We start from the raw sequence: 25,161 nt of genomic DNA on the forward strand, positions 1-25,161 counted from the left end.
TAATATTATTTATTTAAAGCCATTTGGTTAGTTTTCACAGCTACTGAATCTGCAGCTGCTGAATCTGCTACTGATTTTACAGGCGCCACTGGCAAATTAAATTGTTTTCTTAAATCGTCGTTTAAGTATGTTTTCTGTTCAGCTATCCAAGTTTTGTATTCGGCCTCAGAAACTACGCGCACCACTTTTTGCATGTTGTAGTGACCGGCACCGCAAATTTTTGCACATAAGAAAAGGTACTTAAAGTTAGGATCGTTAGTTTCTTGCTGCATTTCTGCAGTAGTTTTTGTAGGCGTAAACTCAAATATAGTCCTCATACCTGGCACGGTATTTAACTGTACTCTGAAGTGTGGCATATAAAAACTGTGAATTACATCTTTACTGGTTAAGATCAATTTAACTGGTTTACCAACAGGAAGAACCATTTCATCAGCCATCTCATCATCGCGAGAGTTGATATCTTTGAAATCGATACCCAATGTATTGGTAGCTGTAGTTAACTTGTAATTTTTGTTACCAACTATTCCATCAGCTCCAGGATAACGGATAGACCATTTAAACTGCTCAGAAGTAACTTCTATCTGTAATGGTTTGTTGTTTGGATCTTCAACTTTGAAGAAAATAGATCTCCAGGTTAAGAAACCCATTAATACCAAAACAGTTAATACTAAAGCCGGAACGATAGTCCAGATTTTTTCGATGGTATTATTGTGTGGGTAGTAGTAAGCTTTTCTCTTAGCTGAATATTTATAGATGTAAGAAAATCCGAATAATAAGATATGCGTAACTACAAATACAATAGTGGTAATGATTAATGTTAAATTAAACATCTCATCAATTTTCTTTCCGTGCTCAGATGCTGCATCGGGAAGTAACATTGCTCCATGTACTGTATATTCCCAATATACACCATATAAACCGATCACTAAAAACAGCGCAAATAAGCTTGCGTGTACCCTGTTCCAGTTAATACCAACAGGTTTACCTTGTGCCTCGCGGCTTAATTCATATACTTTTATTGCTTTACCAATAATTGCAATGAATAAGCATACGGCAAGGAAAACCAGAATATAAAATATTACCGATTTATAAACCTCGCCCATATCAACTTTCGGTGCCGCGGCAGCACCTGCTGCTGCATCTTGCGCAAATACGCTAGTGTTTGCAAAAACAGTAATCAATACTGCTAAAGCTGCGGTCGTTTTATTCGTTATAAACTTTCTTAAACTCATTTTCTTAAAAGTAGTACGCTGTACTGCTAATTATAATAATAATTAAATATTTGCTTTATCTTATCACCACTACAGTTGATGATGCAAACTTTCTTGTAATAATGGGTGATTCTTTGCAATTAACGGTTTTTTGCTTAATGATGTTAAAACCGTAAAGGTAAACAATCCTACGAAACCTATTGCAGTACCAATTTCAATGATCCCAAAACCATTATGTCCCTCTTCTACCGCTCCTGGCATAATCATTTGGTAGTAATCTACCCAGTGACCTAAAAGTACCACAATAGAAACGAACAATAATTTCGCATCTGTTCTTTTGTTGTCTCTATCCATTAATAATAATACTGGCGCTAAGAAGTTCATGGCCAGGTTTAAGAAAAACCAGAACTTGTAATACTCGAAGCGTTTGTAGAAATATACAGTCTCTTCAGGCATGTTTGCATAGTAGATCAATAAGAATTGTGCAAACCATACATATGTCCAAAAGATAGAGAAACCGAAGATAAACTGACCTAAATTGTGTAAGTGGCTATTATTAACCCATTGCATATAACCAGCTCTTCTTAATAAGATAAGAATAATCGCGATAGTAGCTAAACTGCTTACCCACATAGCGGCGAAGTTATACCAACCGAACATGGTTGAGAACCAGTGTGCCTCTAATGACATTACCGTATCGAAAGCAAAAATCGGCGTTGTAAAACCGTAAATTACCAAAAAGATACAAGCATTTTTAAAGCTTTTTCTGTAAGAATTTAAACCGCCTGCTAAATCTTCGTTGTAAGAAAACTTAACAAACATGATCGAAAATATACTATAGATACCCAAGAACACCACTTGGCGGCCTAAGAAAAAAGGTACATTTAAGAACACCGACTTACCAGCGATTAATGAATCGTAGTTAGGGCTGTTTGGATCAGTTAATCCATCAGCATGCCAGTGGTGGTATAAGTTATGTGTGTATAAACCTGCCGAAATTACAACAACAAGTATTACAGCTGCAATAGGCAATGTTTTTGCCATAGCCTGTGGTACACGTAAAATTGATGCAGACCAACCTGCTTGAGCTACATATTGAACAGCCAGGAAAAATGTACCCGACATACAAACGCATGCAAAGTAATATGCCATAAGCAACAGGTTAGCAAAAGTACGCTCGTGCATTATTTTATCACCAGCGAAAAAGCCATAACCAACAGCAGCAACACCTAAAATGATACCAACGATGCTTAAAGTTTTTACCTTACCTGTAAACTCAAACTGTTCACTAAAATTAATATTGTGAGTTCCCATTTATATTTGCTTTACTATTGTCCTTTTTGTAATTGTTGAACATACATCACCACTTTCCAACGATCTGTTGGTGAGATTTGCGAAGCATGTGAGCCCATGTTATTTACACCGTATGTAATGGTGTGGTAAATTTTACCTGCGGTAAGATCAACCATGTTACCACCTCTAGATGATGCACCTGTTTGATAAGCAGGTACACCACTAAATTTCTCAATTTTAACTAAGTGTCCTTGTCCGTCGCCTTTTTCGCCGTGGCAAGGGCTACAGAAAACATCAAATAAGTGTTTACCCTGAGCTAAATTAACAGTATCTACTGGCAAAGGGTTAACCATGCTCACACCTGCTGCTTCATATCCTTCTGTTGTATTAGGATACTCATCATATTCAGTAAAACCTACTGGTTTAGTATGTGCAGGTGGCAACTGTGCAGTTTTACCATCTTTAAAATTTTTGTTTGGCTGATCCGGATTGTAAGCAATCGGATCATACATGTTTCTGGCATATTCTAAACCAGTACTGCGTTTATCTTTACAAGCAGAAAAGGTAGCTGCAAAAGCGATAGCTAAAAACGCCGTGTAAACAAATTTATTCTTATTCATAGCTAATGTACTTCCTTTCATTATACTTTATTTCTAAAGCACCTGCATCTTTTAATAATCCATCAATTACACTATGTTCTACATTGTCTTTTGCATCAACTGCAATAACAAAACGATCATCAGTAGCACGTAAATCCATCACCCTTGGTGCTCTTCCCGGAAATAAGTGAGTAGATGCATAATAAGTTAACACCATACCGAAAGCACAGAATAATACTGTAAGCTCGAACATTATCGGAATAAAATCCGGCAATGCGAATGATGGTTTACCACCTATGTTTACTCTCCAATCGATTACTGCGCAGAAATAAATCAAAGCGAATGCACAGCAAGTACCGGTAATACCAAAGCAAAAAGCTGCGATATCGATTCTAGATCTTTTAATTCCTAATTTGGCTTCTATTCCGTGTATAGGCATCGGTGTATATACATCATGAATGCTGATGTTATTTTCCTGAAGCTTTTCGATGCCGTGCATCATTTCGTCAGGGTCGCCAAAGCTGCCTAAAATATATTTGATATCACTCATTGTTATATTTTTGCGTAATCTTCTTGTTTAACACTATCAAATTTTTCTAAAGACTCTACGTATTCAGCAACGTATTCTTTATTTTCATGCCCTTCTTTAATCTGTTTCATTTTGGCTTGCTCACTTGCAGTTTTCAATAATAATTTAACCTCTGCTATAGCGATTGATGGCAATACTCTTAAGAATAATAAGAATAAAGTAAAAAACAAACCAATTGAACCTACGAATACACTGATATCAACCCATGTTGGATAGAACATTGCCCAGCTCGATGGAATATAATCGCGGTGTAGTGAAGTAACAATAATTACGAAACGCTCGAACCACATACCCACGTTTACTACGATTGATAAAATCCAGGTAGCTTTAATGCTTAAACGGATCTTTTTGAACCATAACAACTGTGGAGAGATTACGTTACAGGTCATCATCATCCAGTACGACCACCAGTAAGGACCGGTAGATCTGTTGATAAATGCATACTGCTCATACTCAGAACCTGAATACCAGGCGATGAAGAACTCAGTTAAATAAGCCACACCTACGATTGATCCGGTTAAGATGATGATTTTATTCATCGACTCGATGTGGAACATGGTGATGTAGTTTTCTAAGCCCAATACTTTACGTGCAACCAATAATAAGGTTAATACCATCGCAAATCCGGAGAAGATCGCCCCTGCCACAAAGTACGGAGGGAAGATGGTGGTGTGCCATCCCGGAATTACCGATGTTGCAAAGTCCATTGATACAATGGTGTGTACGGAAAGTACAAGTGGTGTAGAGATACCTGCTAAGATTAATGACACCGCTTCGAAACGTTGCCATGTTTTAACGCTGCCACTCCATCCAAAAGAGAAGATAGAATAGATTTTTCTACGTGTACCTACTGCACGGTCGCGGATGGTAGCGATATCTGGCAATAAACCTGTGTACCAGAATAATAATGATACAGAGAAGTAAGTAGAGATCGCAAACATATCCCACACCAATGGTGAGTTAAAGTTTACCCAAAGTGATCCGAATTGGTTTGGTAAAGGTAAAACCCAATATGCTAACCAAGGACGGCCCATGTGTGATACAACGTAAGTTGCGGCACAGATTACGGCGAAAATAGTCATCGCCTCTGCCGAACGGTTGATGGAGTTACGCCAGTTCTGACGGAAGAGTAATAGTACAGCTGAAATTAGTGTTCCAGCGTGACCGATACCTACCCACCATACGAAACCGGTGATATCCCAAGCCCAACCAACTGTTTTATTTAAACCCCATGCACCGATACCGTTCCAGAAAGTATAGCTTACTGCTACTACCCAAAGTAAAGCACCTAATGAGGCAACGATGAAACCAATCCACCAAGCCTTGTTCGGCTTGTTCTCTACCGGGCTTAAAATATCATCCGTAATTTTTGCATACGTGATGTTATCTCCGGTAATTAATGGTTCTCTAAGTATTGATTCGTTATGTCCTGACATAATTTGTATTTTCTTTATACTAAAGCTTACGCTTGTACTGTTGTATCTGTATTTCTAATTTTTGTCATGTAGCCGATACCCGGTTTCACATTGATCTCTTCTAATACGTAGTAGATACGCTCAGAACGTAATGCTTTTGAAACCTCTGAATTTGGATCGTTTGCATCACCAAATACAATCGCATTTGCTGAACAAGCTTCCTGACAAGCCATTTTAATATCGCCATCTTTTAATGGACGTTTCTCCAGTTTAGCTTGTAATTTGCCACCTTGTATACGTTGAATACACATAGAGCATTTTTCCATTACCCCTCTCGAACGTGTAGTTACATCAGGGTTTAAAACTAATTGGGTAAACTCGTTATTTAAATAGTTATCGAAACGTGAATCGTTCCAGTAGTTAAACCAGTTGAAACGACGTACTTTATACGGACAGTTATTTGCACAATAACGTGTACCTACGCAACGGTTATAAGCCATGTGATTTAAACCATCACTTGAGTGTACAGTTGCCAAAACCGGACAAACTGTTTCGCAAGGTGCATGATCACAGTGTTGGCACAACATTGGTTGGTGAACCACAGAAACGTGATCTAAGTCTTCTAACTTAGCAATTTCTTTCTCTCTGGTTACATCCCCGTCTTTAGTTTCATAGCTATAATAACGATCGATACGGATCCAGTGCATTTCACGACGACGGCGAACCTCATCACGGCCTACAACAGGAATATTGTTTTCTACGTTACAAGCAACAATACAAGAACCACAACCCGTACAAGCATTCAAATCGATTGCCATTACCCAGTTGTTACCTGGTTTTTCCCATTGATCCCAAAGATCGTAATCTTTATGCTCGCCTTTTTCGTTACCAGCCCCAGGATTTTTTAAGTACTCTTTAAAAGTAGCTTCTTTAATCACTGCACGGCCCTCGAAAGAGTGGTGAGTTTGTGTTTGAGCCAATTCGTAATAACCGCCTGTTGGAGTAATGGTTACCGAACTAGCATATTGGAAAGTTCCATTTACAAAAGAAACAAAAGGGAAAGCATTTTTACCCACATCGTTACCAGCTTTACCAGTTTTGGTACGGCCATAACCTAATGCGATTGATGCAGTTCCTTGTGCTTGCCCTGGCTGGATTAATACCGGAAGATCTACTGAATATCCGTTGCTGGCTTTAACCGTTACAACATCAAATTCTTTAACCTTTAATTTCTCAGCAAATTTTGGTGCAAGTGCAACATAATTATCCCAGGTTACTTTAGAAACCGGATCAGGTAACTCTTGTAAGAATGCGTTGTTTGCATTTTTACCATCGCGCATTGGGATGCTTTCGTAAACCTGTAATTCTACCTCTTTAGCTAAAGCTTTGCTGCTATTCGCAATTGAAGTAGCAACTTGTGCTAAAGACTGTGTGAATGAATACGCTCCCGCACTTTTGGCTGTTGCAGTAACCACTCCTTTTTCTAAAACTTCCTCCCATTTCAAACCAACAGCTGGTAACATTTTAGCTTCCCAGTTGCTGCGTACAAACTGATAGTAATCTTTAACAGGAGCATCGGCCCAGGTTAATAAACTCTCTTCAGCCTGGCGGCTATTGAAAACAGGGTTGATCGTTGGCTGAACGATAGAATAATATCCTTCGTAAGCGTTTGCGTCACCCCAAGATTCTAAATAGTTATGGTTAATTGCAATAGCATCACAAGCGCTTGCAGTTTCATCAGCACGATCAGAGAATGAAATTTTAGCAGGAACCTTAACCAATGCATCAGTAAATGCTTTTGCATTTGCAGCATCGTAAACTGGATTACTGTTTAAAAATAAAACAGCACCAACTTCGCCACGGTTCATTTCAGCCACTAAGCCATTAAATTCGGCATCGTTACCTGCATATAAATAACAAGGGTTATCTAAATCGATAGTAGTACCATAACTTCCGATAGCGGCGTTAATGGCATTTACTAAAATCTGGGTAGAAACATCGTTCGAACCGCAAACTACAAGGCCTTTACCTTTAGCCTGTACCAATTCTTTAGCTACCAATTTAATTACTTTATCGGCAGTGGTGTTGTTACCTAACGTTCCGCCTGGTAAAGCACTACCGGTAATTGCATTATATAAAGCAATTAAAGCAGGTCCTTCTTCCGATAATTTAACCGGCACACGGGTATCTGCATTGGTACCTGTTAAGCTCATTCCACTTTCGAACTGAATGTGGCGGCTCATTTTTTTATTTTCTAACGATTTGTAGTTACGGTTAGCAGTATACTGAGCAGTAAACTCTTCTCCGCTAATCCAGGTACCTAAGAAATCGGCACTGAAACTTACAATTAAATCGGCCTTATCAAAGTTGTATTTAGGTAAAACTGCTTTACCGAAACTGTTTTGGTTAGCCTGGATAATACCAGTATAAGAAACCGCATCGTACTGAACCAATTTAGCAGCAGGATATTTTGCAATAAACTGTGCAATAACCGCATTAGTTGATGGGCTGTTTACGGTTGATGATACAATACGGATTTTCTTTCCACCCGCCTGTGCTTTTGCCAACTCGCCTTTTACAAAGCTGTCGATTTTTGCCCAGGTAGTTTCTTCAACTTTTCCGTCTTTTACTAAAGCTGGTGCTTTTAGTTTAGATACATCATATAAATCTAAAACCGAAGCTTGCGCTCTCGCATCTGTACCGCAGTTAAATTGACCCGCATTCGGATTTGGTTCAATTTTAATCGGGCGTCCCTCTCTTGTTTTAACTAAAATACTCTGGCCATTAAAGCTCGAAGTATAATAGTTAGGAATACCTGGAGTAACCTCTTCAGGTTTTACCAGGTAAGGAATAGATTTATGAACAGGGGCAGTTTGACAGGCTGCCAAAGTTACTGCACCTAAACCAAACCCTAACGCCTTTAAAAAGTCGCGGCGTGGGGTAACGGTACTTAACCCTGCTTCATTTAAAACATCTTCTATTGGAAGTGGCTCGGCGAATTCGTTTTTGTTATTCTTAACAAAATCGGGTGTATTGTTATACTCCTCTAAGCCTTTCCAGTATTTTTTGTTGCTTTCCATTTAAGCTATATTACTGTTTATTCGAACGTTCTTACTAAACTCTATCTATTAATAGTGGCATTTACCACACTCTAAACCACCCAATAACGCTGGTGTAATTTTCTCGCCTTTTTTAATCTTCTCGTGCGCTTCGATAACCTTAGCGTAGAAAGCATTATTTTTCTGACCAGAAATATCTGTTTCCTTATGGCAGTTAATACACCATTTCATGGTTAATGGAGAATATTGGTAAATTTCTTCCATGGTATTAACCGGACCGTGACAAGCGAAACACACAGGTTCTGTTGGCTGTAATCCTTTTGCTTTGCGGATTGCATCTTCTGCAACAACAACGTGTTGAGAGTGATTGAAGTAAGCAAAATCAGGAAGGTTGTGTACACGCACCCACTCCATTGGTTTTGATTTACTTTCATCGTACTTCTGAGTTTCAGGATCGTAACCCAAAGCATTATAGATTTTTTTGATCTCAGGAGAAATCTCACCATCATATTTATCTCTTGCCTGAACAGCTTTATGGCAGTTCATACAAACGTTTAATGATGGAATAGTTGCATTTTTAGATTTAAATGCTCCATTATGACAATACTGACAATCGATCTGATTGATACCAGCGTGCAACTCGTGAGAGAATTTAATTGGCTGAACTGGCTGGTAACCGGTATGAACACCAGTGTTCCACATGCCCATCCAACCGAATGAACCTAAACAGATGATTAAACACAAGATAAAGAACATTACAAATTTCTTGTTTTTGAACATCTTGCGTACACCAACCTTTAATGGCACTTCTTCTTCAATCTCGATACCTTGTTTTTGTAAAATCAGGCGCTCTAACAATTTAGAAGCACGACCTAAAATTACCAGGATAACAATCGCCAATACAACAATAGCTATGATACCTACAATTGATAAGCCTGAAGTGGTATCATCTTTTGGAGCAGCTGAAAGAGCAGCATCACCAGCTGGTTTTGGCTCACCTTCTTTAATGTATTGTAAGATGTCTTTAACTTTTGTTTCATCCAATTCAGGAAAAGAAGTCATTGGTACTTTTCCATTGTCATTGAATAATTTAACAGCCTCTGGATTTCCAGATGCGACCATCCCTTGAGAATTAGGAATCCACTTTAAAAGGAATTCTTCTGAATGGCGATCGCTTACACCGGTTAAGGCTGGACCAACCAATTTAGCATCTAACGCGTGGCACGAAGAACATTTTGCTTTGAAAAGCGTTCTTCCTTCTTTAGCATCCTGCGCATTTACGGTAGAAACCGCTATTACGGAAATTGCTGAAAATACGAATAACGACTTCCAAACGCTTTTTAAAATCATCGAGATATCTCTCATAATGAACACTTTATACTTATTTAATTTACTTTTTGTTGTGAAATTGATGCTGAACTAGGGGTAGCCCCACCAAAACTTGAACAAAAGTATAACTTATTAATAAATCCCATGACATAATAGTGACTGGAAATACAATTTATAATCATTCTAAACAAATGTCGTTTCAAGCCATTCAGGCAATAAAAATGCCCATTTTTGATATGTTATCTCCAATGGGCATACTAGAAACCAATTTGGTTTATTTATTTTTAATGATTATTGTTTTAATATCCAGGCAAACATTAACGGTGCAACAATTGTTGCATCACTTTCTACAATAAACTTAGGAGTATGAATATCTAATTTACCCCAGGTAATCTTTTCGTTCGGCACAGCACCAGAATATGAGCCATATGAAGTGGTCGAATCTGAAATCTGGCAGAAATAACTCCAGAAAGGAATATTTTCCATTTCCATATCCTGATAAAGCATTGGCACCACACAGATCGGGAAATCGCCGGCAATACCACCACCAATCTGGAAGAAGCCGATTCCTTTACCACCACTGTTTGCAATATACCAGTCGGCCAACCAGCCCATGTATTCAATACCGCCTTTTACAGTAGTTGCGGTAAGTTCTTTTTTCATTACATACGATGCAAAAATGTTTCCCATGGTAGAATCTTCCCATCCCGGAACCACAATTGGCAAATTCTTTTCAGCCGCAGCAAGCATCCATGAGTTTTTAGGATCTATTTCATAGTATTGTTCTAAATCGCCACTTAAAAGCATTTTATACATAAATTCATGCGGAAAATAACGCTCACCTGCAGCTTCGGCATCCATCCAGATTTTTTGGATGTGTTTCTGCAAACGGCGAAAAGCCTCTTCTTCAGGGATACAGGTATCGGTAACACGGTTGTAATGGTTCTCTAAAAGGTCCCATTCATCCTGCGGACTTAAATCGCGATAGTTTGGTACACGTTTATAATGTGAATGTGCTACCAGGTTCATAATATCTTCTTCAAGGTTTGCACCGGTACAAGAAATAATAGCCACTTTATCCTGGCGGATCATTTCTGCAAGTGAAATTCCCAATTCTGCAGTACTCATTGCACCAGCAAGTGTGATCATCATTTTACCACCTTCATCTAAATGCGTTTCGTATCCTTTAGCCGCATCCATCATTGCCGCAGCATTAAAATGGAGGTAATTACGCTCCATAAACTGAGATATTGGTCCTCTTGTATTGCTCATTTCGTTTTGTATTGTTTGCCGCAAAAATAGGTATTTAGGCCGAAAGGTAAAAGCGTTTTACGCTTGGGGCATGGCGTTTAGCGTTAAATTAGTCCCAGGTCCATTGTTTTCAGTCTAAAGTCGATTAAAATCATAAAGCGCATTTCCCTCGCGATTGTCATCCTGAGCGTAGTCGAAGGATTTTTTTTTGAAAAGCACTTGAAGTAACATTCATTACAAGATATCCGTGACCAGTTAACCGTTTTAAACAATTAACCTATTAACCAATAATTGGCACTTTGCAGTACCAATGAACAAATGACCAATGAACGAATGAACTATAACTAAATTTCCTTTTCTTTGTGACAATGAAAAAATATTATCTAATTATTTTACTTGCGCTCATTTCAGGAAGTTCGTTTGGACAGATGAAACTGATCAAAAAGATGCTCTCAAACGAAAAAGATACTACCCGTAAAGCAAGCTTTTTACCTTTACCAGCTTTTGGCTATAGTCAGGAAACAGGGTTTGAATTTGGCGTTGGAGCCATTTATTCATTTTACATAGACCGTAAAGACACGCTGAACCGCAGTTCCAACTTCGCCTTGAACACAACCTATTCTACCAAAAAGACAGCTAATTTTATGCTTAAAGGCGATGCCTGGACGAAAGGGAATAAATACCATTTTATCGGTGATATCCGTTTCAAAAACCAGCCATTTAATTTTTATGGCATTGGTAACAATGCTAAAAGGGTTGATGAGGATAAATTAGACCAGAGGATTTTTAGAACACTTTTCGATGCGGAAATGAACACCTTACCAAAGGCCTATACGGGTATTTCGCTAGGTTTTGAGAATTACCATTTTATCGACAAGGAAACTGGGGGGATTTTCACCACCAATCCACAGATTTTGGATAAAGAGGGTGGCTCGGTAGCCTGGATCGGTGCATCGCAAAGTTACGATACACGGAACAGCAATAATTATCCAACAAAAGGCTTTTTTGGTAGGGCGACTTATCAATATGCACCTGATTTTTTTGGCGGAGAAAGTTTTAATGGCTCACAGATTAAGCTAGATCTCCGTGGTTTCTTTAGTCTGGCACCAAAAGTAGTTTTAGGAGTACAGGGTATTTTTTATACCATCCAGAGCAAAAGCACCCCATTTTACTTATTACAACAGTTAGGCAACGACCAGATGATGCGCGGTTACTACAGTGGCCGCTACCGCGACGAAAACCTGATGGCCGCTCAGGCCGAAATCCGTTACCGTTTTATGAACCGTTTTGGCATTGTCGCTTTTGCCGGCACTGGTAAAGTATTCGCAAACGGTCAGTTTAACGGAGATGGACTAAAACCAAACTTTGGTGTTGGTGGCCGCTACTTTTTCGATCCGGCAAAAGGTTTGAGTGTTCGGGTAGATTATGGTATAGGCGAAAAACTACCAAACGAAAAAAGACAGGCTGGGTTTTATATCAGTTTAGCAGAAGCGTTTTAGAGGTAGGGAAAGGGATTGTAGGAGGCTTTGGATTATCATTCTGTTTGTTAGTTGATCTACTCGCTTTGCCATCCTGAGCGTAGTCGAAGGATTTTTAACCACAGATTCATACAGATCAACACAGATAAGATTATTGCCACGGAAACACAGAAAGCACGGAGAATACTTTGCCAATCATCATCCAGCAAGGTTTGTCATTCTGAACGCAGTGAAGAATCTATCTAATTTTTTACCATGGAAAACCAGCGTGTTTTACTAATCATCTTCTTCAATGTATCATCCTGAGGGATAATTTGTTTTATAAAAGCCAATATAAATGGCCAGAAGATTTTTAATGAATTGTAGGCTGCAAGGCATCGTCATTGCGAGAAGGCTTTTCTGCCGACGAAGCAATCTTACAACGATCGCTACCAGCGTGCGCATTAAGATTGCTTCGTGCCTCGCAATGATTACACCTTACAGGTGCTAACTTTAAGCAGATAGGTTAACCATTCCATAACTATAATTAATTAACAACCACGTTTCGAAAAAGCTACAAATCCATCTAAAATCAAATTACTGATTCTTCGGATATTTTTTTCCTGATTGATATAGTCAAGCGTCTTACGGTCTGAAATATTCCCAAGCTCGATCAAAATAGCAGGTACTTTAGATTCGCGAAGCAGTAACAGATTGCCATTTTTCAAAGAATCTCTTACTTCCAACCCATTTTGCTGTTTTAACTTGCTTAAAATTCCGGCTCCGAGATCCTCCGATATCTTAATATTGCTGTTCAGTTTCGAAACATAAATTTCAATGCCACCGAAAGGTACAGCTGCATTTGCGAGTGTTGCATTATGATGGATGGAAATAAAAGCCGTAGCCTCCTGTTTTGGTAAACGATCGCGAAGTGAAATAAACTGGTCAGAATTTCTTGTTAATATTACTTTAATCCCTCTTTTTGCGGCTTCTTCTTTAAGGATTTTTACCGCCCTTAAGTTCAGGTCTTTTTCCTTTTGTCCATCCAGGGCACTTACAGCTCCATCTTTTCCGCCATGGCCGGCATCAATAACTAATGTAGGTTCTACTTCATTAAAAGCAGTATTCGGATTAACCTTAATATTGCTGTTTAAATAGTTCATAGCATAAACATTTGGCTTTGTCGGCACATCCGCAGAAGCCTGGTTCCCTACTGACGTTTTCTCAACAATAATTTCTTTGCGGTTTATAAATGCCATACAGCAGATCATTAAAACCGGAACAATGGCTAAATAGGCAAGCTTTTGCAGCTTTGCGTTTGGTTCTTTATACAACATCATGATTCTATTTTTTAGTGGAAGTTTACTAAAACTATTAATGGCTAAATTTTTAGCTGGCATAGCCAGATTTAAAAGTAAAGAAGCATAAACCTTCTTATCTGCAACTTTAGAAGTTTCACGGTCGGCCAGAAATTCGTGGTTATGATCGATGGCATTCCGCCAGAAATAAATAATGGGGTTAAACCAAAGGATTGCAGTAACGAAATTGACTAAAAGTTTGTCGACAGCATGCAGCTGTTTCACATGAATGTATTCGTGTTTAATTACCAGGTTCTTTTCTTCGTGTTGCAAAGAGGAGTCGACAATAATCTGGTTAAAAAAAGAACAATTTTTTATGGTCGATTTCGCATCGACCAGGATAACGGCTCCGTTTCTGTCTATGGCATGTTTACGCAACTGAGCCTGGATGCGTATCATCATAAAAAGCATTCTAAAAACAAGAGCTGCCAAAACCAAGCAATAACCATACATGAGTACTTGATCCCAGTTTATGTTAGTGTTAGCAGCATTACCTTCATCTACAAAATCCTGCTCAACAAAACCATCGTTGCTGTAAGCTATTTTTGACGGAATCTCCTGACTGGCTACCATTACTTCCAGACGGTTTTCGATGGTAACTGCCGGAATACTAAAACTCAACACCAGCATCATTGATAAGTAAGCACGGTTCAGGTTGAAAAACGTAAGTTTAGCCAGTAAGAATTGATAGGCTGCAAAGAAAATTACGGTACAGGCTGATACCTTTAATAAGTAAATTAAAATCATGACTTTGGATCTTGGTTAATGATTTTTTTAATTTCTTCTATATCCTTTTCACTTAGTTTTTCTTCTTTTACCATAAACGATAAAAGGCTGGTTGGAGAATTATCAAAATAACCTGAAAACAATTTCGAAAAGGTAGTTTTAGCATATTCATCTTTTGTAATCGCCGGAAAGTATTCATAAGTTTTTCCATAGGCCTTATAATTAACATAGCCTTTCCTCTCCAAAAGCCTAACAATTGAGGAAATGGTATTGTAAGGTGGCTTAGGTTCTTCTTCCAGTTCATCGATAATATCTTTCACAAATGCCTTTTGCAGTTTCCATAAAACCTGCATAATGCGCTCTTCTGCTTTGGTTAATTCTTCCATACCCAAACTTACAACTTATTTTTCAGTTTTACAACTAAAAAACAAGTTATATTACTGAAAAACCAGTTTAAAACATCAAAATACTGATTTACAGACGATTAAATTACTATAAATTTTAATTTGAAAACGAACGGCTTGTGGTTCTAGGCAAGTGAAGCCCTGCCATCCGCTTTACTCCGTTACACTTGGTGCTCGCTGCTGTCAGGTTTATGACCGAATGGCTTGCCCCTAGCATGGAGCATAAAGGCATCTATCCTTGGTATCTAAACCTGATCGAAGTGGTTTCGGTTCTTCACCAGAAGGAACGGAGAGCAGGACTGAAGCCAGCCAAAAGAACTGGACTGCTCATTTCCAAAAAACTGTTGTAATTGTTAGGAATAAATCCTTCCGCAAGCACCGCTCCTGCTAAAATGATGAATTTTAAGGATCCTTCACTACGTTCAGGATGACATAAAATTTGGGTGACAGATCTCTCCACTTCGCGATGCTTCATCCGATAGCTATTGGATCGAGATACGATGACACTATTTGCTTAACCCTGCCAATGCATTAATGGTTAATGCCACAATTACAGTATTAAAGATAAAAGCGATTAAACTGTGTAAAAGAGAAAGCCGTCTGATCTTCCGATCTGAAATTTCTACATCAGAAACCTGGAAAGTCATGCCGAGTACGAAAGAAAAATAGGCGAAATCAATAAAATCTGGTTCATCATCTCCAGGAAATTCAAGTCCTGCTCCTTTTTTATTTGAATGCCCTTTCTTATTATCTCCGTAATAAAGATGTGCATAGCGCATGCTAAAAGTAGTATGCACCAAAAACCATGATAAAAACATACCTGTTATGGCTACCACCAAATCGAGTGGCTCAATATCTTTATTAATCAGCAACAAAATTACGGCAAGCAGACCAGCAAAGGTAGAAACCACCACAATGGCAAAAATTTCGCCACGGGTTTCATCCTGCATTTTCGCTTTAAGATGTGTTTCGGCAGCGGAAGTATGAAAAAACATATACCAATGGAGGGTAATCAGCATCAAACAAAATGCATCCCAGCCCAGCATAATGTGTGTAAGCACACTCATTTTAATAAAAAGTGAAACCAAATAAAAAGCAATTCCTAAAAAAAGACTAATCAACAAAATAAACAACGCTGACCGTTTTTGGATGCCTTCTAATTTCGGTTCGATTTCCATTATCTTAAAATTTAAGCTTAAAGTGTTCTTTTGCCTGTCCTTTTTTAAAGTAAACCAAGCCGATCCAGAACAAATCTACTGTTAGGGTAACATCAGGATGGTTTTTAATTTCTGTCCAGGCTTCTTTCATGCCTTCACTCCAATAAATATCGTCAAAAATTAGTAGTGAATCCTCGTTAACTTTAGGCAAACACCAGTTAAAATAATTCAGGGTAGCATCCTTGCGGTGGTTACCGTCAATGTAAACGAAATCTAAACTTGGCTGTTTGGCAATAATATCGGGTAAGATCAAATCAAAATTGCCCACATGAAGTTCGATATTCTTTAAATTTAGAGCCTCGAAATTTTTCTTCGCCACCTCTGCCGTTTGAGGACAGCCTTCTATGGTAATTACTTCTGTATCAGGATTTGTTATGGCCAGATAAGCCGTTGTAATACCAAGGCAAGTACCCAATTCTATAACACTTTTAGGATTTGTATTTTTTGCCAACCTATAAATTAGTTTTGCCAAGCGTGGACTTTTCAACGCATTCTTCGCAATCTGGCTCACCTTCTTTGTACGGTTTTTATTGAGGTGAGAACCAGCCCCAAGGTCTGTAACAGTGATTATCGAATCGTCATTAAAAAGTTTTTTTCGTTGTTCTTCTATATTTTTGTATTCAGATTTGTCGGTAAAATCGTAAATTACATCATCAGCGAGCTTGTACACGAATGGCGAGTGCGTTCCATGTCGGCTTTTTGCTGTTAAACGGTGTTTAAGGTAATCTGTAATAAATTGAAATAGCATAATATTGCAAAAGTAATTAAACACTGCAAACGTTGGTATGTTTTATGGAAAATAACGCAGAGATAGGTGCTTTAGTAAAATTGTTGGATGATCCTGACGAGGAAGTGTTCCATCATGTAGAAAAGAAACTGCTTGAATATGGCGGCGAAGTAGTACATTTTTTAGAAAATGCCTGGGAGCAGTCTTTCGATGGCTTGTTGCAGGAGCGAATTGAAAATATCGTTCATCAGATCCAGTTTAAAACGGTTAAAGAAGATTTAAACTTATGGTATTTAAGCGGTGCTTTTGATTTATTGCAGGGTGCATTAATTATTAACCGGTATCAATACCCCGATTTAGATGAGCAAAAGGTAATTAACCAGCTGGAAGAAATTAAAAGAGATATCTGGTTGGGCCTTCAGTATGAAATGAGTTCGGTTGAAAAAGTTAAACTGATCAATCACGTTTTGTATCAACAATATGGTTTTGGTGGCAATACCAAAAACCACCACGACCCACAAAATTCATATTTAAACCAGGTTCTTGAAAGCAAAAAAGGCAACCAGATTTCGCTGGCTATTATCTACTCTACCCTTGCACAGAAGTTAGATCTGCCTGTTTATGGAATCAATTTGCCACAGCACTTTATTTTGGGTTATATAGACGATAGCAAACAGGAGGGAACAGAATATGGTGTGCTTTTCTACATCAATGCTTTTAACCGTGGTAATATCTTTGGCAAACATGATGTTGATCAGTTTCTGCGTCAGCTTAATTTAGAGGCCCTGCCCGAATATTATAGACCTTGCAGCAATACCGATATTATCCGCCGGGTAATCAGAAACCTGATATCGGCTTATGAAAATGCAGGAGCTACCGATAAAGTTGCCGAATTGAACGAACTTCAAGATATTATTGCCGAAAAATAGTTTACCTAGATCCCATGCACAAAAGAAAGCTTATCGCCCCCGCTGTACTGTTCTGCATTACAGCCATCGTCTACTTATCATTTTTGAGTATCCAATCAAAAGCTCAAAAAACAGTTAAACCAAACGTTATTGCCTATTACACCGGACAAAATTCAGTTATAGATAGCTTTCCCATCGAAAAATTAAGTCATTTGATTTATAGTTTCGGTCATTTGAAGGGTGATAGTTTAAACATCAGCTCGGCTAAAGATTCTGTACTGATTACAAAGATGGTTGACTTAAAGAAACGTAATCCCGATTTAAAGGTGATGATTGCAATGGGTGGCTGGAGTGCCTGCAAAGATTGTTCTGAAGTTTTCAGCAGGGCTGACGGACGAAAAACATTTGCCAAAACCACTAAAGAAATACTCGATTTTTTTCATGCCGACGGGATAGACATTGATTGGGAATACCCTGCAGTAGTTGGTTTTCCTGGACATAGATATACGGCTGACGATAAACATAATTTCACATTACTGATTGAAGAGCTCCGTCAAAAACTAGGCGAAAAGGCCGAAATTAGCTTTGCTGCAGGTGGCACAAAAAACTGCATCGATTCTTGTTTCGAATGGGATAAGGTAATGCCTTTGGTAAACCGGGTTAATGTTATGAGCTACGATCTGGTAGGCGGATATGCGACACAAAGCGGCCACCATACCCCCTTGTATGCTACCGCTCAACAATCTTTATCAGGCGATTACGCTGTAAAAACTTTAATAGATTTAGGTGTACCCGCACAAAAAATTGCATTAGGAGCAGCATTTTACGCCCGTATTTTTGAAAACACTATCGATGCCAACCAGGGATTATACCAGCCTACCAAATTTTTAAGCGGTGTTTCTTTTAAGGATTTTAAGAAGCAGTTCACGGCAGAAAATGGCTATACTTATTACTGGGATGAGACAGCCAAAGCACCTTATTATTATAATCCTAAAACAAAATACTTTGCCACTTTTGATGATCCTAAATCAATTTCATTAAAAACCAAATATGTAATTGATCAAAAATTAAATGGCATCATGTTCTGGGAACTTACTGATGATGCTTATAGCAATGGATTAGTGGATGTAATTGATAAAACGATAAAAGAATTATAAGGGATTACCAAAGGTTACCACCCAGTAATTGCGTGACATCCCTATGCCCGCTTCTTTACTTTTAGCATCCATCATGGCTTTACAATGGCTCACGCTATTTTTCCATGCTGTAATTATCTGATCTGCCTGACTATATCCTTTAGCTAAATTTTCTCCCCTAAAATCACCCGTATAACCTGCATTTAATGCTCGCTCTGCAGGGGTGCCGCCTTCAGGAGATAAATGATCGAAGTAATTTCGCTGTGCCATATCTTTGGCATGAGTTATTGCGGCTTTTTGCAGTTGGTTATTTAATGATAGGGCAGATACTGGGGGCATGTATGCTGTGCCACAATTACACCCAGTTTGCCTTAAGAGATTAATTTTAGCAATTACCAAATTAACATCATTCTCCGGCACAGCCACTTCATCCTTTTTACATTGTGCAAATAATATACAGAGCAGTATGCAGGCAAACATGCTTAAGCATTTTTTCACATTTATTTTATGCTATAAAAGGAGGCAACTATAAAGCTACCTCCGAAAGTGAATGTTTATTTTTTATTTATAAATTAAAAAGCTCTTTCTCTACCCATATAAACATTTTTACCTGTGTAGAAAGTATTGCCAGAGGGGCCTGGAGAGCCGCTATCGCCTTCCATTTGCATATTGATAATTAGCCACATGGGTTTATTTACCGAATTACTCATGGTATGCTTGGCTACCCAAACGTTATCAATATAATAATGGCAATCTACATCTGTTGCACTTACTTTATTGTACCAGCATTTGTAATTATGGTATGAGCCTGCATTAGAAACTGTTGTAAGTTTATTCTCCCAGCCACCATCATAGGTATTCTGCCAATTGGTGTTATTGCCTTTAAACTCCATAATATCGCTTTCTGGTGGCCACGAATTTACACCTGTAATCCAGAATGCGGGCCAGGTTCCTCTACTCGTCGGCACGGCAAAATCACCCGAAATGGTATAACTGGGAAACTGATCGTTAATTACAACCTGTTGTTTAGCATAACAAGCACCTGAATTGTACCAAATAGCAATATTGGTAAAACCATTGGCGGTACTGTTCCCTGGCGATGAGGCCAGGCGGGTAGCTTTAATGGTAAGGACACCTCCGCTTAACGAAAGCTGGTTATGATTTGAGGAACTCCCTACCATGCGGGCAGAACCATTATGATCGGCACCCCAGGGATAATTATAATTCCATTGTGCCTCAAAATTAGTATAGTTGGCAAGCGAATTACCATCTATTAATGTTTCCCAGGCTTTAACCTGTCCGCTTTCTTGTTTAACTTCTTCTTTCTCTTTTTTACAAGATAAAAGCGCCACAAACATGCATGTAAATAACATACACCATTTCATTTTTTCATTTCTCATTTTTTTTGAATTAGGTAAATATTTGGTTAATTGTAAGGCATTAGAACGTAATCAATCAGCTGTAAATCAACAACTAATAAACACAATAGACTTCAGCGACCACTGTAGGAAAGACAAGGTTGGTTGGTATTTTTTCATAAGATTTGGTTAGGCTACAAACATAATTTCAATTTTAAAATCGACATGCTTGTAAGCAAAGATATACACAACCTCATCAAAAAATGAGGGGCTAAATCGTAAAAAAAGAGTGGTAAAATGAGCGTTTTTACATCATTTTTCTTAATACGGGTTATTCTCTGTTTCTGAATGTTTTGGTATTAAATTTTTATTGACGGCTAAAAACCCCACAAAAAAGCCTGGTCATGGTTTATGATCAGGCTTTCAATGATATTTTTTATATCTATTTACAAGTATAATTTAAGCTATATTTTACATTATAAGTATCCGTTTGAACTAGTCCACTGCCTGGATAAAAAGTAGAAAGCACCGAAAACGATACCGATGTAGCGTTTCCTTTTCCATCGTATTGATAACCGAAGGTATAAACAGCATCAGTAAAAGGATCACCATTACCGTCTACCGTTTTTGCTGTACCTTTAAGTAATACATTTTTAGATTGTTTCCCAAAATATCCACCAGGGAAATAATCAACATGGTAAGAAAGTGGATCCGCAATCTCGTATGTGTTTACCGCATTTTCTGTTGAATATACATAGGTAGTGGTCTCTGTGTAGCCAAGATGAGCATCAACTGAAACTGCTTTTACTAAGTTGCCGTTGGCATAAGTTAAGTTATCAGTTGTATTTAATTCTCCGTTTAAATAATTTTTCACCTGAATTAAATAGCCATCTGCATTGTAGGAGTATTTTCTGGTATAACTATAACTAACCCCACCTCCACTAATAACACCATCACTCCCACTCGATATTGCCCTTCCATTTTCCAAAACGATTTCAGACACATTCCCATCCCCATCGGTAGCGGTAATTTTATTTGCCGTATAAACATAATTACTCGTCTGACCATCGGTAGTGGTTGCTTTCGAAATCCTACCAGAAGCGTCGTAAGTAAAGGTAAGTGTGTAAGTGCTAAAATATCAAGATCGGCTTTTAAACTGGCTAGCTTGCAGCCATTTCCATTAGGATCGAGCTTGGCATTCCAATTAATTTCTTTTTTACAACTTGCTATTGATATGATAGCAACAAAAGCTACCATAATATATTTAATTGTTTTTTGCATTAAAATTTCCGGTTAAGAGGTTAAAATATCAGTAAAGATATTAAAATTTCCCTTTTTTCATCCAGTCAGCCAACAAGTTAAACCAATCTACATCCGAAGTCCTGTTAATCAAACCAAAACCGTGACCACCTTTCTCGTACAGATAAATATCGGTATCGACCTTATTCAGTTTTAACGTTTCATTCATTAAAACACTATTTTCGAAAGGAACAGTTTTATCATCCTTAGCATGCACAAAAAAAGTTGGAGGTGTTTTCCTTGTTACATTTTTATTGGCTGAGAAATAATGTTTTAAACTATCAGCAGGATTTGGACCCAATAAATTCTTCATCGTACCAGTGTGTACAGATTCTTCAAAACTGATTACAGGATAAATCAATGCGGCGAAATTTGGCCTAAGATCTATCTTTTCCGGATCGGCAATTTTAAGGTCGTTATAATGGGCAACCAAAGTAGAGGCAAAATGCCCCCCTGCAGAAAAACCCATAATCCCGATCTTGTTGGCTTTAATCCCATATTTTTTTGCATTTTTCCTAATCAGGTAAATGGCCTGCTGTGCATCCTGCAATGGGCCATAAGTTTTATCAACCATAATCTGATCGCTCGGTAACCGGTATTTCAATACAAAAGCGGTAACCCCAATCGCATTAAATCTTTTGGCTACATCTGTTCCTTCATGGCTAAATGCCAAAGCACCGTAACCTCCGCCCGGGCAAATGATTACTGCCGTTCCTTTGGCAATATTTTTAGGTGCTTCGAAAACCGTAAACGTAGGTACCGATACTTTGGTAACACTCAAGGTACCATTTGCACGTACTTCAGTATTTTCTACATAATCAGCAGGTGTTGGTTTGGCGCCTGGAATTTCTCCCTGGTATAAGGGCACAATTTCCTGGGCATTCGAATAGTTAACTGCCATAAACAATAACATGATAAGGATGGATGATTTTGCCATTTCTTTTAGATTAAAATTCCATTAAATATGCTTTTAAAAACCCGTTAATATCGCCATTTAAAACTGCATCAGGGTTTGATGTCTGATAATTGGTCCGGTGATCTTTTACCCTTCTATCATCCAGCACGTAACTTCTAATCTGCGAGCCCCATTCTATTTTCTTTTTCGATCCCTCTACCGCAGCAATTGCTTCATTACGTTTCCGTTCCTCAATTTCATATAATTGAGATTTTAATAAACGGATAGCATTCTCTTTATTCTGCAACTGCGATCGCGACTCCTGGTTTTTAATAATAATGCCCGAAGGTTTGTGGTATAAACGTACAGCTGTTTCAACTTTGTTTACATTTTGTCCGCCTGCTCCGCCAGCCCTAAATGTTTCAAATTCTATATCAGCAGGATTAATATCAATCTGTATGGTATCGTCAACCAAGGGATAAACATAAACAGAAGCGAAAGATGTATGCCTACGGGCATTAGAATCGAATGGAGAAATCCGAACTAAACGGTGCACGCCATTTTCGCCTTTCAGATAACCATATGAGAAATCGCCATCAAACTGAAGCGTTACCGATTTTATACCGGCAACCTCCCCTTCCTGGCTGTCCTGTTCGGTAATTTTATAACCGTTCTTTTCTCCCCACATCATATACATGCGCATCAGCATATAAGCCCAATCACAGCTTTCAGTTCCACCGGCTCCGGCAGTAATCTGTAAAACGGCAGAAAGCTGGTCTTCCTTGCTACGGAGCATGTTTTTAAGTTCCAGTTCTTCTACAGCAGTTTTACTGATCTCGAACTGATCTTGCAGCTCGGCTTCTGAAGCATCGCCAGATTGAAAAAATTCAAACATTACCGCAGCATCTTCAACCGCATTATTGGTTTGGTTAAAGCCATCCGTCCATTTTTTCTTTGAACTGATTTCGGCAAGAATTTTTTCTGCTTTTTTAGGGTCGTCCCAGAAATCGGGGGCCATTGTTAATTTTTCCTCTTCGCGGATGGCATAAAGTAGCTCATCAACGTCAAAGATACCTCCTCAGCGACGTTACTCTGTCCCTTAAATCCTGAATATTTTCTTTGGTCATGAAACAAATATAGTAATAATGAGATACTATCAAGCGGGACGTTAACCAAAACCTTAGCTGCCTTCATTTCTTAAGGGTAAGAAATAACACTAATCTTTTTATCATTAAGAAATTAAGGTCATTAAGAGGCCTGCAATCAAAATCTTAATGATCTTCGCTTCCTATTGGTTTAGAAATAATCTAGCTCCTTTTACCATTGAGGAATTAAGAACATTAAGAAAATGCTAATCAAAGCCTTAACTGTCTTCACTTCTTAATGGTTTAGAAATAACTAGGTCCTCTACTATTGGATCAGGCAAAAACTAAATTACTCGCATTTTAACCATAGACACTCATAAATTAACTTATCTTGTTATTTAGCTGTTAAAACATGTTAAAATCAAAAAACGAACGATCAACTAAGTATTTAATTGATTAATTTCCGAAAATATTTACAGATCAATGGGTATTCGTACAAGCTGCTTTTCCATTTTAGTGGTATAACTTTCTATTGATCAGTCCATATTTTAAACTAATATTAACCTCTAACCAGCATCAAATGAAAATGCGCTCTATTATTTTAGGGTATTTGTTTTTCTGTTCTGTGGCATCAGCACAAACCGGAAAAATAGATAGTTCTGAAATTGTTACCTTACGTATCGACCCTCAAACTGCGCGTGGCGCAGCTGTTTCTCAGGTTTTTAGCGAAGTAGAATTTATCCCCCTCGAAACTACTAAAGAAAGTCTTTTTGGTAATATACATCAACTAAAAATTGTAGACGATAATTACGTGATTTTTGACTATGACACCAAGGCAATCTTAATTTTTTCGAAAGATGGCAAGTTTAAATCCAAAATCAACGCAAGCAATATACAACCAGAAAAAAACGATAAGAACAAAACAGAGTTCAATAGCTTTACAGTCGAAAAAGAAAACAATATCAATTATATAGTAGTTTTTGCCCACCCTCGTGCATTCTATTTTGATTTGACTGGAAAACAGATAAAAAAAGTAATGATTAAAGATTATTATAAGCAAAATACAAGTCGGGATTTTAAAATCGCAAATGATAGCACATCCATACGGCCAGATTTTAAAGTAAAAAAAGGAAAGGATAGCACGTTTTACGAACTTGGGGTAATTAACAAAACCGATTCTGTTGGATATTTCCCATATAATATAAAAAGATATGAAACCGATGAATTTTGGGGATCGGGTGAGCGTTTCTATAAATACGGAGTTGAAAATGAAATGTTTTATCTCAACTACTATTCTTATAATATCTATAAAGTCAGTCCTTCCAAACTTTTGCTGGCCTACCATATTATATTCCCAGCTGCTAATTCCTTACCGAATGACTTCACAACCAATCCGGTTTATGTTAAAAAACGGGGAGAATATTTTAGAAACAATCCGAAGATTTTTTATGGCTTAAGTAACACTTATTTAGTTGGTAATAATCTTTACCTCAAAATGCACAATTATGGCTGGGACACAGGAATGAAAAAGGCCCTTATTTACAACTTAAAAACCAGTGAGCTAACCTCTGTGCAGGATCTGGAACCCGATTCTTTATCGTTTTTTTTACCCGTTACTGATGCCAGTGGCAATTTCTATGATTTTATAAATAATGGCTTTCATATGTATGAAAATGGTTATTTCTACACCAATTATTCATCATTGGCCATGTTTACTTTTAAAGAGCAGAGCGAGGGTAAAACTACAAAATACCCGCCCAGTTTAGAAACTTATTTTAAAACCCAGAATAAAAAGAGTAACCCCATTATCATTAAGCTTAAACCTAAACAAAACTAATCTATCCA

At 38.0% G+C, this 25,161-nt stretch carries 21 protein-coding genes; 4 read left to right on the plus strand and 17 right to left on the minus strand.

Annotated elements, in window-relative coordinates; translation table 11 throughout:
* Nucleotides 1-5: 5 nt before the first annotated feature.
* The 8 genes from EYS08_RS12340 to EYS08_RS12375 form a co-directional block, all read right to left on the minus strand.
* Nucleotides 6-1,232 carry a cytochrome c oxidase subunit II gene (locus EYS08_RS12340; protein ID WP_131030325.1) on the minus strand — a complete coding sequence of 409 codons (1,227 nt, stop codon included), beginning with the start codon at nucleotides 1,230-1,232 and terminating at the stop codon, nucleotides 6-8.
* A 69-nt stretch (nucleotides 1,233-1,301) separates the two neighbouring features.
* Nucleotides 1,302-2,525, minus strand: a complete 1,224-nt coding sequence (locus tag EYS08_RS12345) for a quinol:cytochrome C oxidoreductase (protein WP_131030326.1) — start codon at nucleotides 2,523-2,525, stop codon at nucleotides 1,302-1,304.
* A gap of 14 nt (nucleotides 2,526-2,539) precedes the next feature.
* Nucleotides 2,540-3,145, minus strand: a complete 606-nt coding sequence (locus EYS08_RS12350; RefSeq protein ID WP_131030327.1) for a c-type cytochrome — start codon at nucleotides 3,143-3,145, stop codon at nucleotides 2,540-2,542.
* On the minus strand, nucleotides 3,117-3,653 hold the full coding sequence (locus tag EYS08_RS12355; RefSeq protein WP_131030328.1) for a DUF3341 domain-containing protein: 537 nt from the start codon (nucleotides 3,651-3,653) through the stop codon (nucleotides 3,117-3,119). The genes EYS08_RS12350 and EYS08_RS12355 overlap by 29 nt, the downstream gene beginning before the upstream one ends.
* A 2-nt stretch (nucleotides 3,654-3,655) precedes the next feature.
* A complete protein-coding gene (gene nrfD, locus EYS08_RS12360; RefSeq protein WP_057931705.1) occupies nucleotides 3,656-5,128 on the minus strand; it encodes an NrfD/PsrC family molybdoenzyme membrane anchor subunit in 1,473 nt (490 codons plus the stop codon).
* Between the two features lie 26 nt (nucleotides 5,129-5,154).
* Entirely contained in the window at nucleotides 5,155-8,187 is a 3,033-nt protein-coding gene (locus EYS08_RS12365; protein ID WP_131030329.1) for a TAT-variant-translocated molybdopterin oxidoreductase, read from the minus strand.
* A 48-nt stretch (nucleotides 8,188-8,235) separates the two neighbouring features.
* A complete protein-coding gene (locus tag EYS08_RS12370; protein ID WP_131030330.1) occupies nucleotides 8,236-9,531 on the minus strand; it encodes a c-type cytochrome in 1,296 nt (431 codons plus the stop codon).
* 255 nt (nucleotides 9,532-9,786) lie between these two features.
* The gene (locus EYS08_RS12375; RefSeq protein ID WP_057931708.1) at nucleotides 9,787-10,767 is read right to left on the minus strand and encodes a deoxyhypusine synthase family protein; all 981 of its coding nucleotides are present in this window, start codon (nucleotides 10,765-10,767) and stop codon (nucleotides 9,787-9,789) included.
* Nucleotides 10,768-11,114: 347 nt separating this feature from the next.
* Between EYS08_RS12375 and EYS08_RS12380 the strand changes: the two genes are divergently transcribed.
* Nucleotides 11,115-12,245 (plus strand): BamA/TamA family outer membrane protein, encoded by a 1,131-nt coding sequence (locus tag EYS08_RS12380; RefSeq protein ID WP_131030331.1) that lies wholly within the window; start codon nucleotides 11,115-11,117, stop codon nucleotides 12,243-12,245.
* 509 nt (nucleotides 12,246-12,754) lie between these two features.
* Here the strand turns inward: EYS08_RS12380 and EYS08_RS12385 are convergent.
* The 4 genes from EYS08_RS12385 to EYS08_RS12400 form a co-directional block, all read right to left on the minus strand.
* Complete coding sequence (locus tag EYS08_RS12385) at nucleotides 12,755-14,308, minus strand: N-acetylmuramoyl-L-alanine amidase (protein ID WP_131030332.1); 1,554 nt, start codon at nucleotides 14,306-14,308, stop codon at nucleotides 12,755-12,757.
* Complete coding sequence (locus tag EYS08_RS12390) at nucleotides 14,305-14,673, minus strand: BlaI/MecI/CopY family transcriptional regulator (protein WP_131030333.1); 369 nt, start codon at nucleotides 14,671-14,673, stop codon at nucleotides 14,305-14,307. The genes EYS08_RS12385 and EYS08_RS12390 overlap by 4 nt, the downstream gene beginning before the upstream one ends.
* Nucleotides 14,674-15,197: 524 nt before the next feature.
* The gene (locus EYS08_RS12395) at nucleotides 15,198-15,869 is read right to left on the minus strand and encodes a DUF1345 domain-containing protein (protein ID WP_131030334.1); all 672 of its coding nucleotides are present in this window, start codon (nucleotides 15,867-15,869) and stop codon (nucleotides 15,198-15,200) included.
* Between the two features lie 4 nt (nucleotides 15,870-15,873).
* Nucleotides 15,874-16,656 carry an O-methyltransferase gene (locus tag EYS08_RS12400; RefSeq protein WP_131030335.1) on the minus strand — a complete coding sequence of 261 codons (783 nt, stop codon included), beginning with the start codon at nucleotides 16,654-16,656 and terminating at the stop codon, nucleotides 15,874-15,876.
* A gap of 44 nt (nucleotides 16,657-16,700) precedes the next feature.
* Between EYS08_RS12400 and EYS08_RS12405 the strand changes: the two genes are divergently transcribed.
* Complete coding sequence (locus EYS08_RS12405; RefSeq protein ID WP_131030336.1) at nucleotides 16,701-17,564, plus strand: transglutaminase-like domain-containing protein; 864 nt, start codon at nucleotides 16,701-16,703, stop codon at nucleotides 17,562-17,564.
* A gap of 14 nt (nucleotides 17,565-17,578) precedes the next feature.
* Complete coding sequence (locus EYS08_RS12410) at nucleotides 17,579-18,700, plus strand: glycoside hydrolase family 18 protein (protein WP_131030337.1); 1,122 nt, start codon at nucleotides 17,579-17,581, stop codon at nucleotides 18,698-18,700.
* On the opposite strand, the gene EYS08_RS12415 is transcribed toward EYS08_RS12410, so the two are convergent.
* The 5 genes from EYS08_RS12415 to prfB form a co-directional block, all read right to left on the minus strand.
* Nucleotides 18,695-19,159 (minus strand): CAP domain-containing protein, encoded by a 465-nt coding sequence (locus EYS08_RS12415; RefSeq protein ID WP_131030338.1) that lies wholly within the window; start codon nucleotides 19,157-19,159, stop codon nucleotides 18,695-18,697. The genes EYS08_RS12410 and EYS08_RS12415 overlap by 6 nt on opposite strands.
* 92 nt (nucleotides 19,160-19,251) lie before the next feature.
* A complete protein-coding gene (locus tag EYS08_RS12420) occupies nucleotides 19,252-20,079 on the minus strand; it encodes a LamG domain-containing protein (protein ID WP_131030339.1) in 828 nt (275 codons plus the stop codon).
* A 400-nt stretch (nucleotides 20,080-20,479) separates the two neighbouring features.
* Nucleotides 20,480-21,127: a DUF4595 domain-containing protein gene (locus EYS08_RS12425; protein ID WP_131030340.1), complete on the minus strand. Its 648-nt coding sequence runs from the start codon at nucleotides 21,125-21,127 to the stop codon at nucleotides 20,480-20,482.
* A 231-nt stretch (nucleotides 21,128-21,358) separates the two neighbouring features.
* Nucleotides 21,359-22,273: an alpha/beta hydrolase gene (locus EYS08_RS12430; protein ID WP_131030341.1), complete on the minus strand. Its 915-nt coding sequence runs from the start codon at nucleotides 22,271-22,273 to the stop codon at nucleotides 21,359-21,361.
* Nucleotides 22,274-22,283: 10 nt separating this feature from the next.
* Nucleotides 22,284-23,358 (minus strand): peptide chain release factor 2 gene (prfB, locus tag EYS08_RS12435; protein ID WP_131030342.1). Its coding sequence is split into 2 segments (ribosomal slippage): nucleotides 22,284-23,297 and nucleotides 23,299-23,358, totalling 1,074 coding nucleotides; the frame shifts between segments, so codons are not numbered across the junction.
* Between the two features lie 538 nt (nucleotides 23,359-23,896).
* Between prfB and EYS08_RS12440 the strand changes: the two genes are divergently transcribed.
* Nucleotides 23,897-25,153 (plus strand): 6-bladed beta-propeller, encoded by a 1,257-nt coding sequence (locus tag EYS08_RS12440; RefSeq protein WP_131030343.1) that lies wholly within the window; start codon nucleotides 23,897-23,899, stop codon nucleotides 25,151-25,153.
* Nucleotides 25,154-25,161 lie beyond the last annotated feature (8 nt).

It is taken from the genome of Pedobacter kyonggii (assembly GCF_004310665.1).
Lineage (GTDB): Bacteria > Bacteroidota > Bacteroidia > Sphingobacteriales > Sphingobacteriaceae > Pedobacter > Pedobacter kyonggii.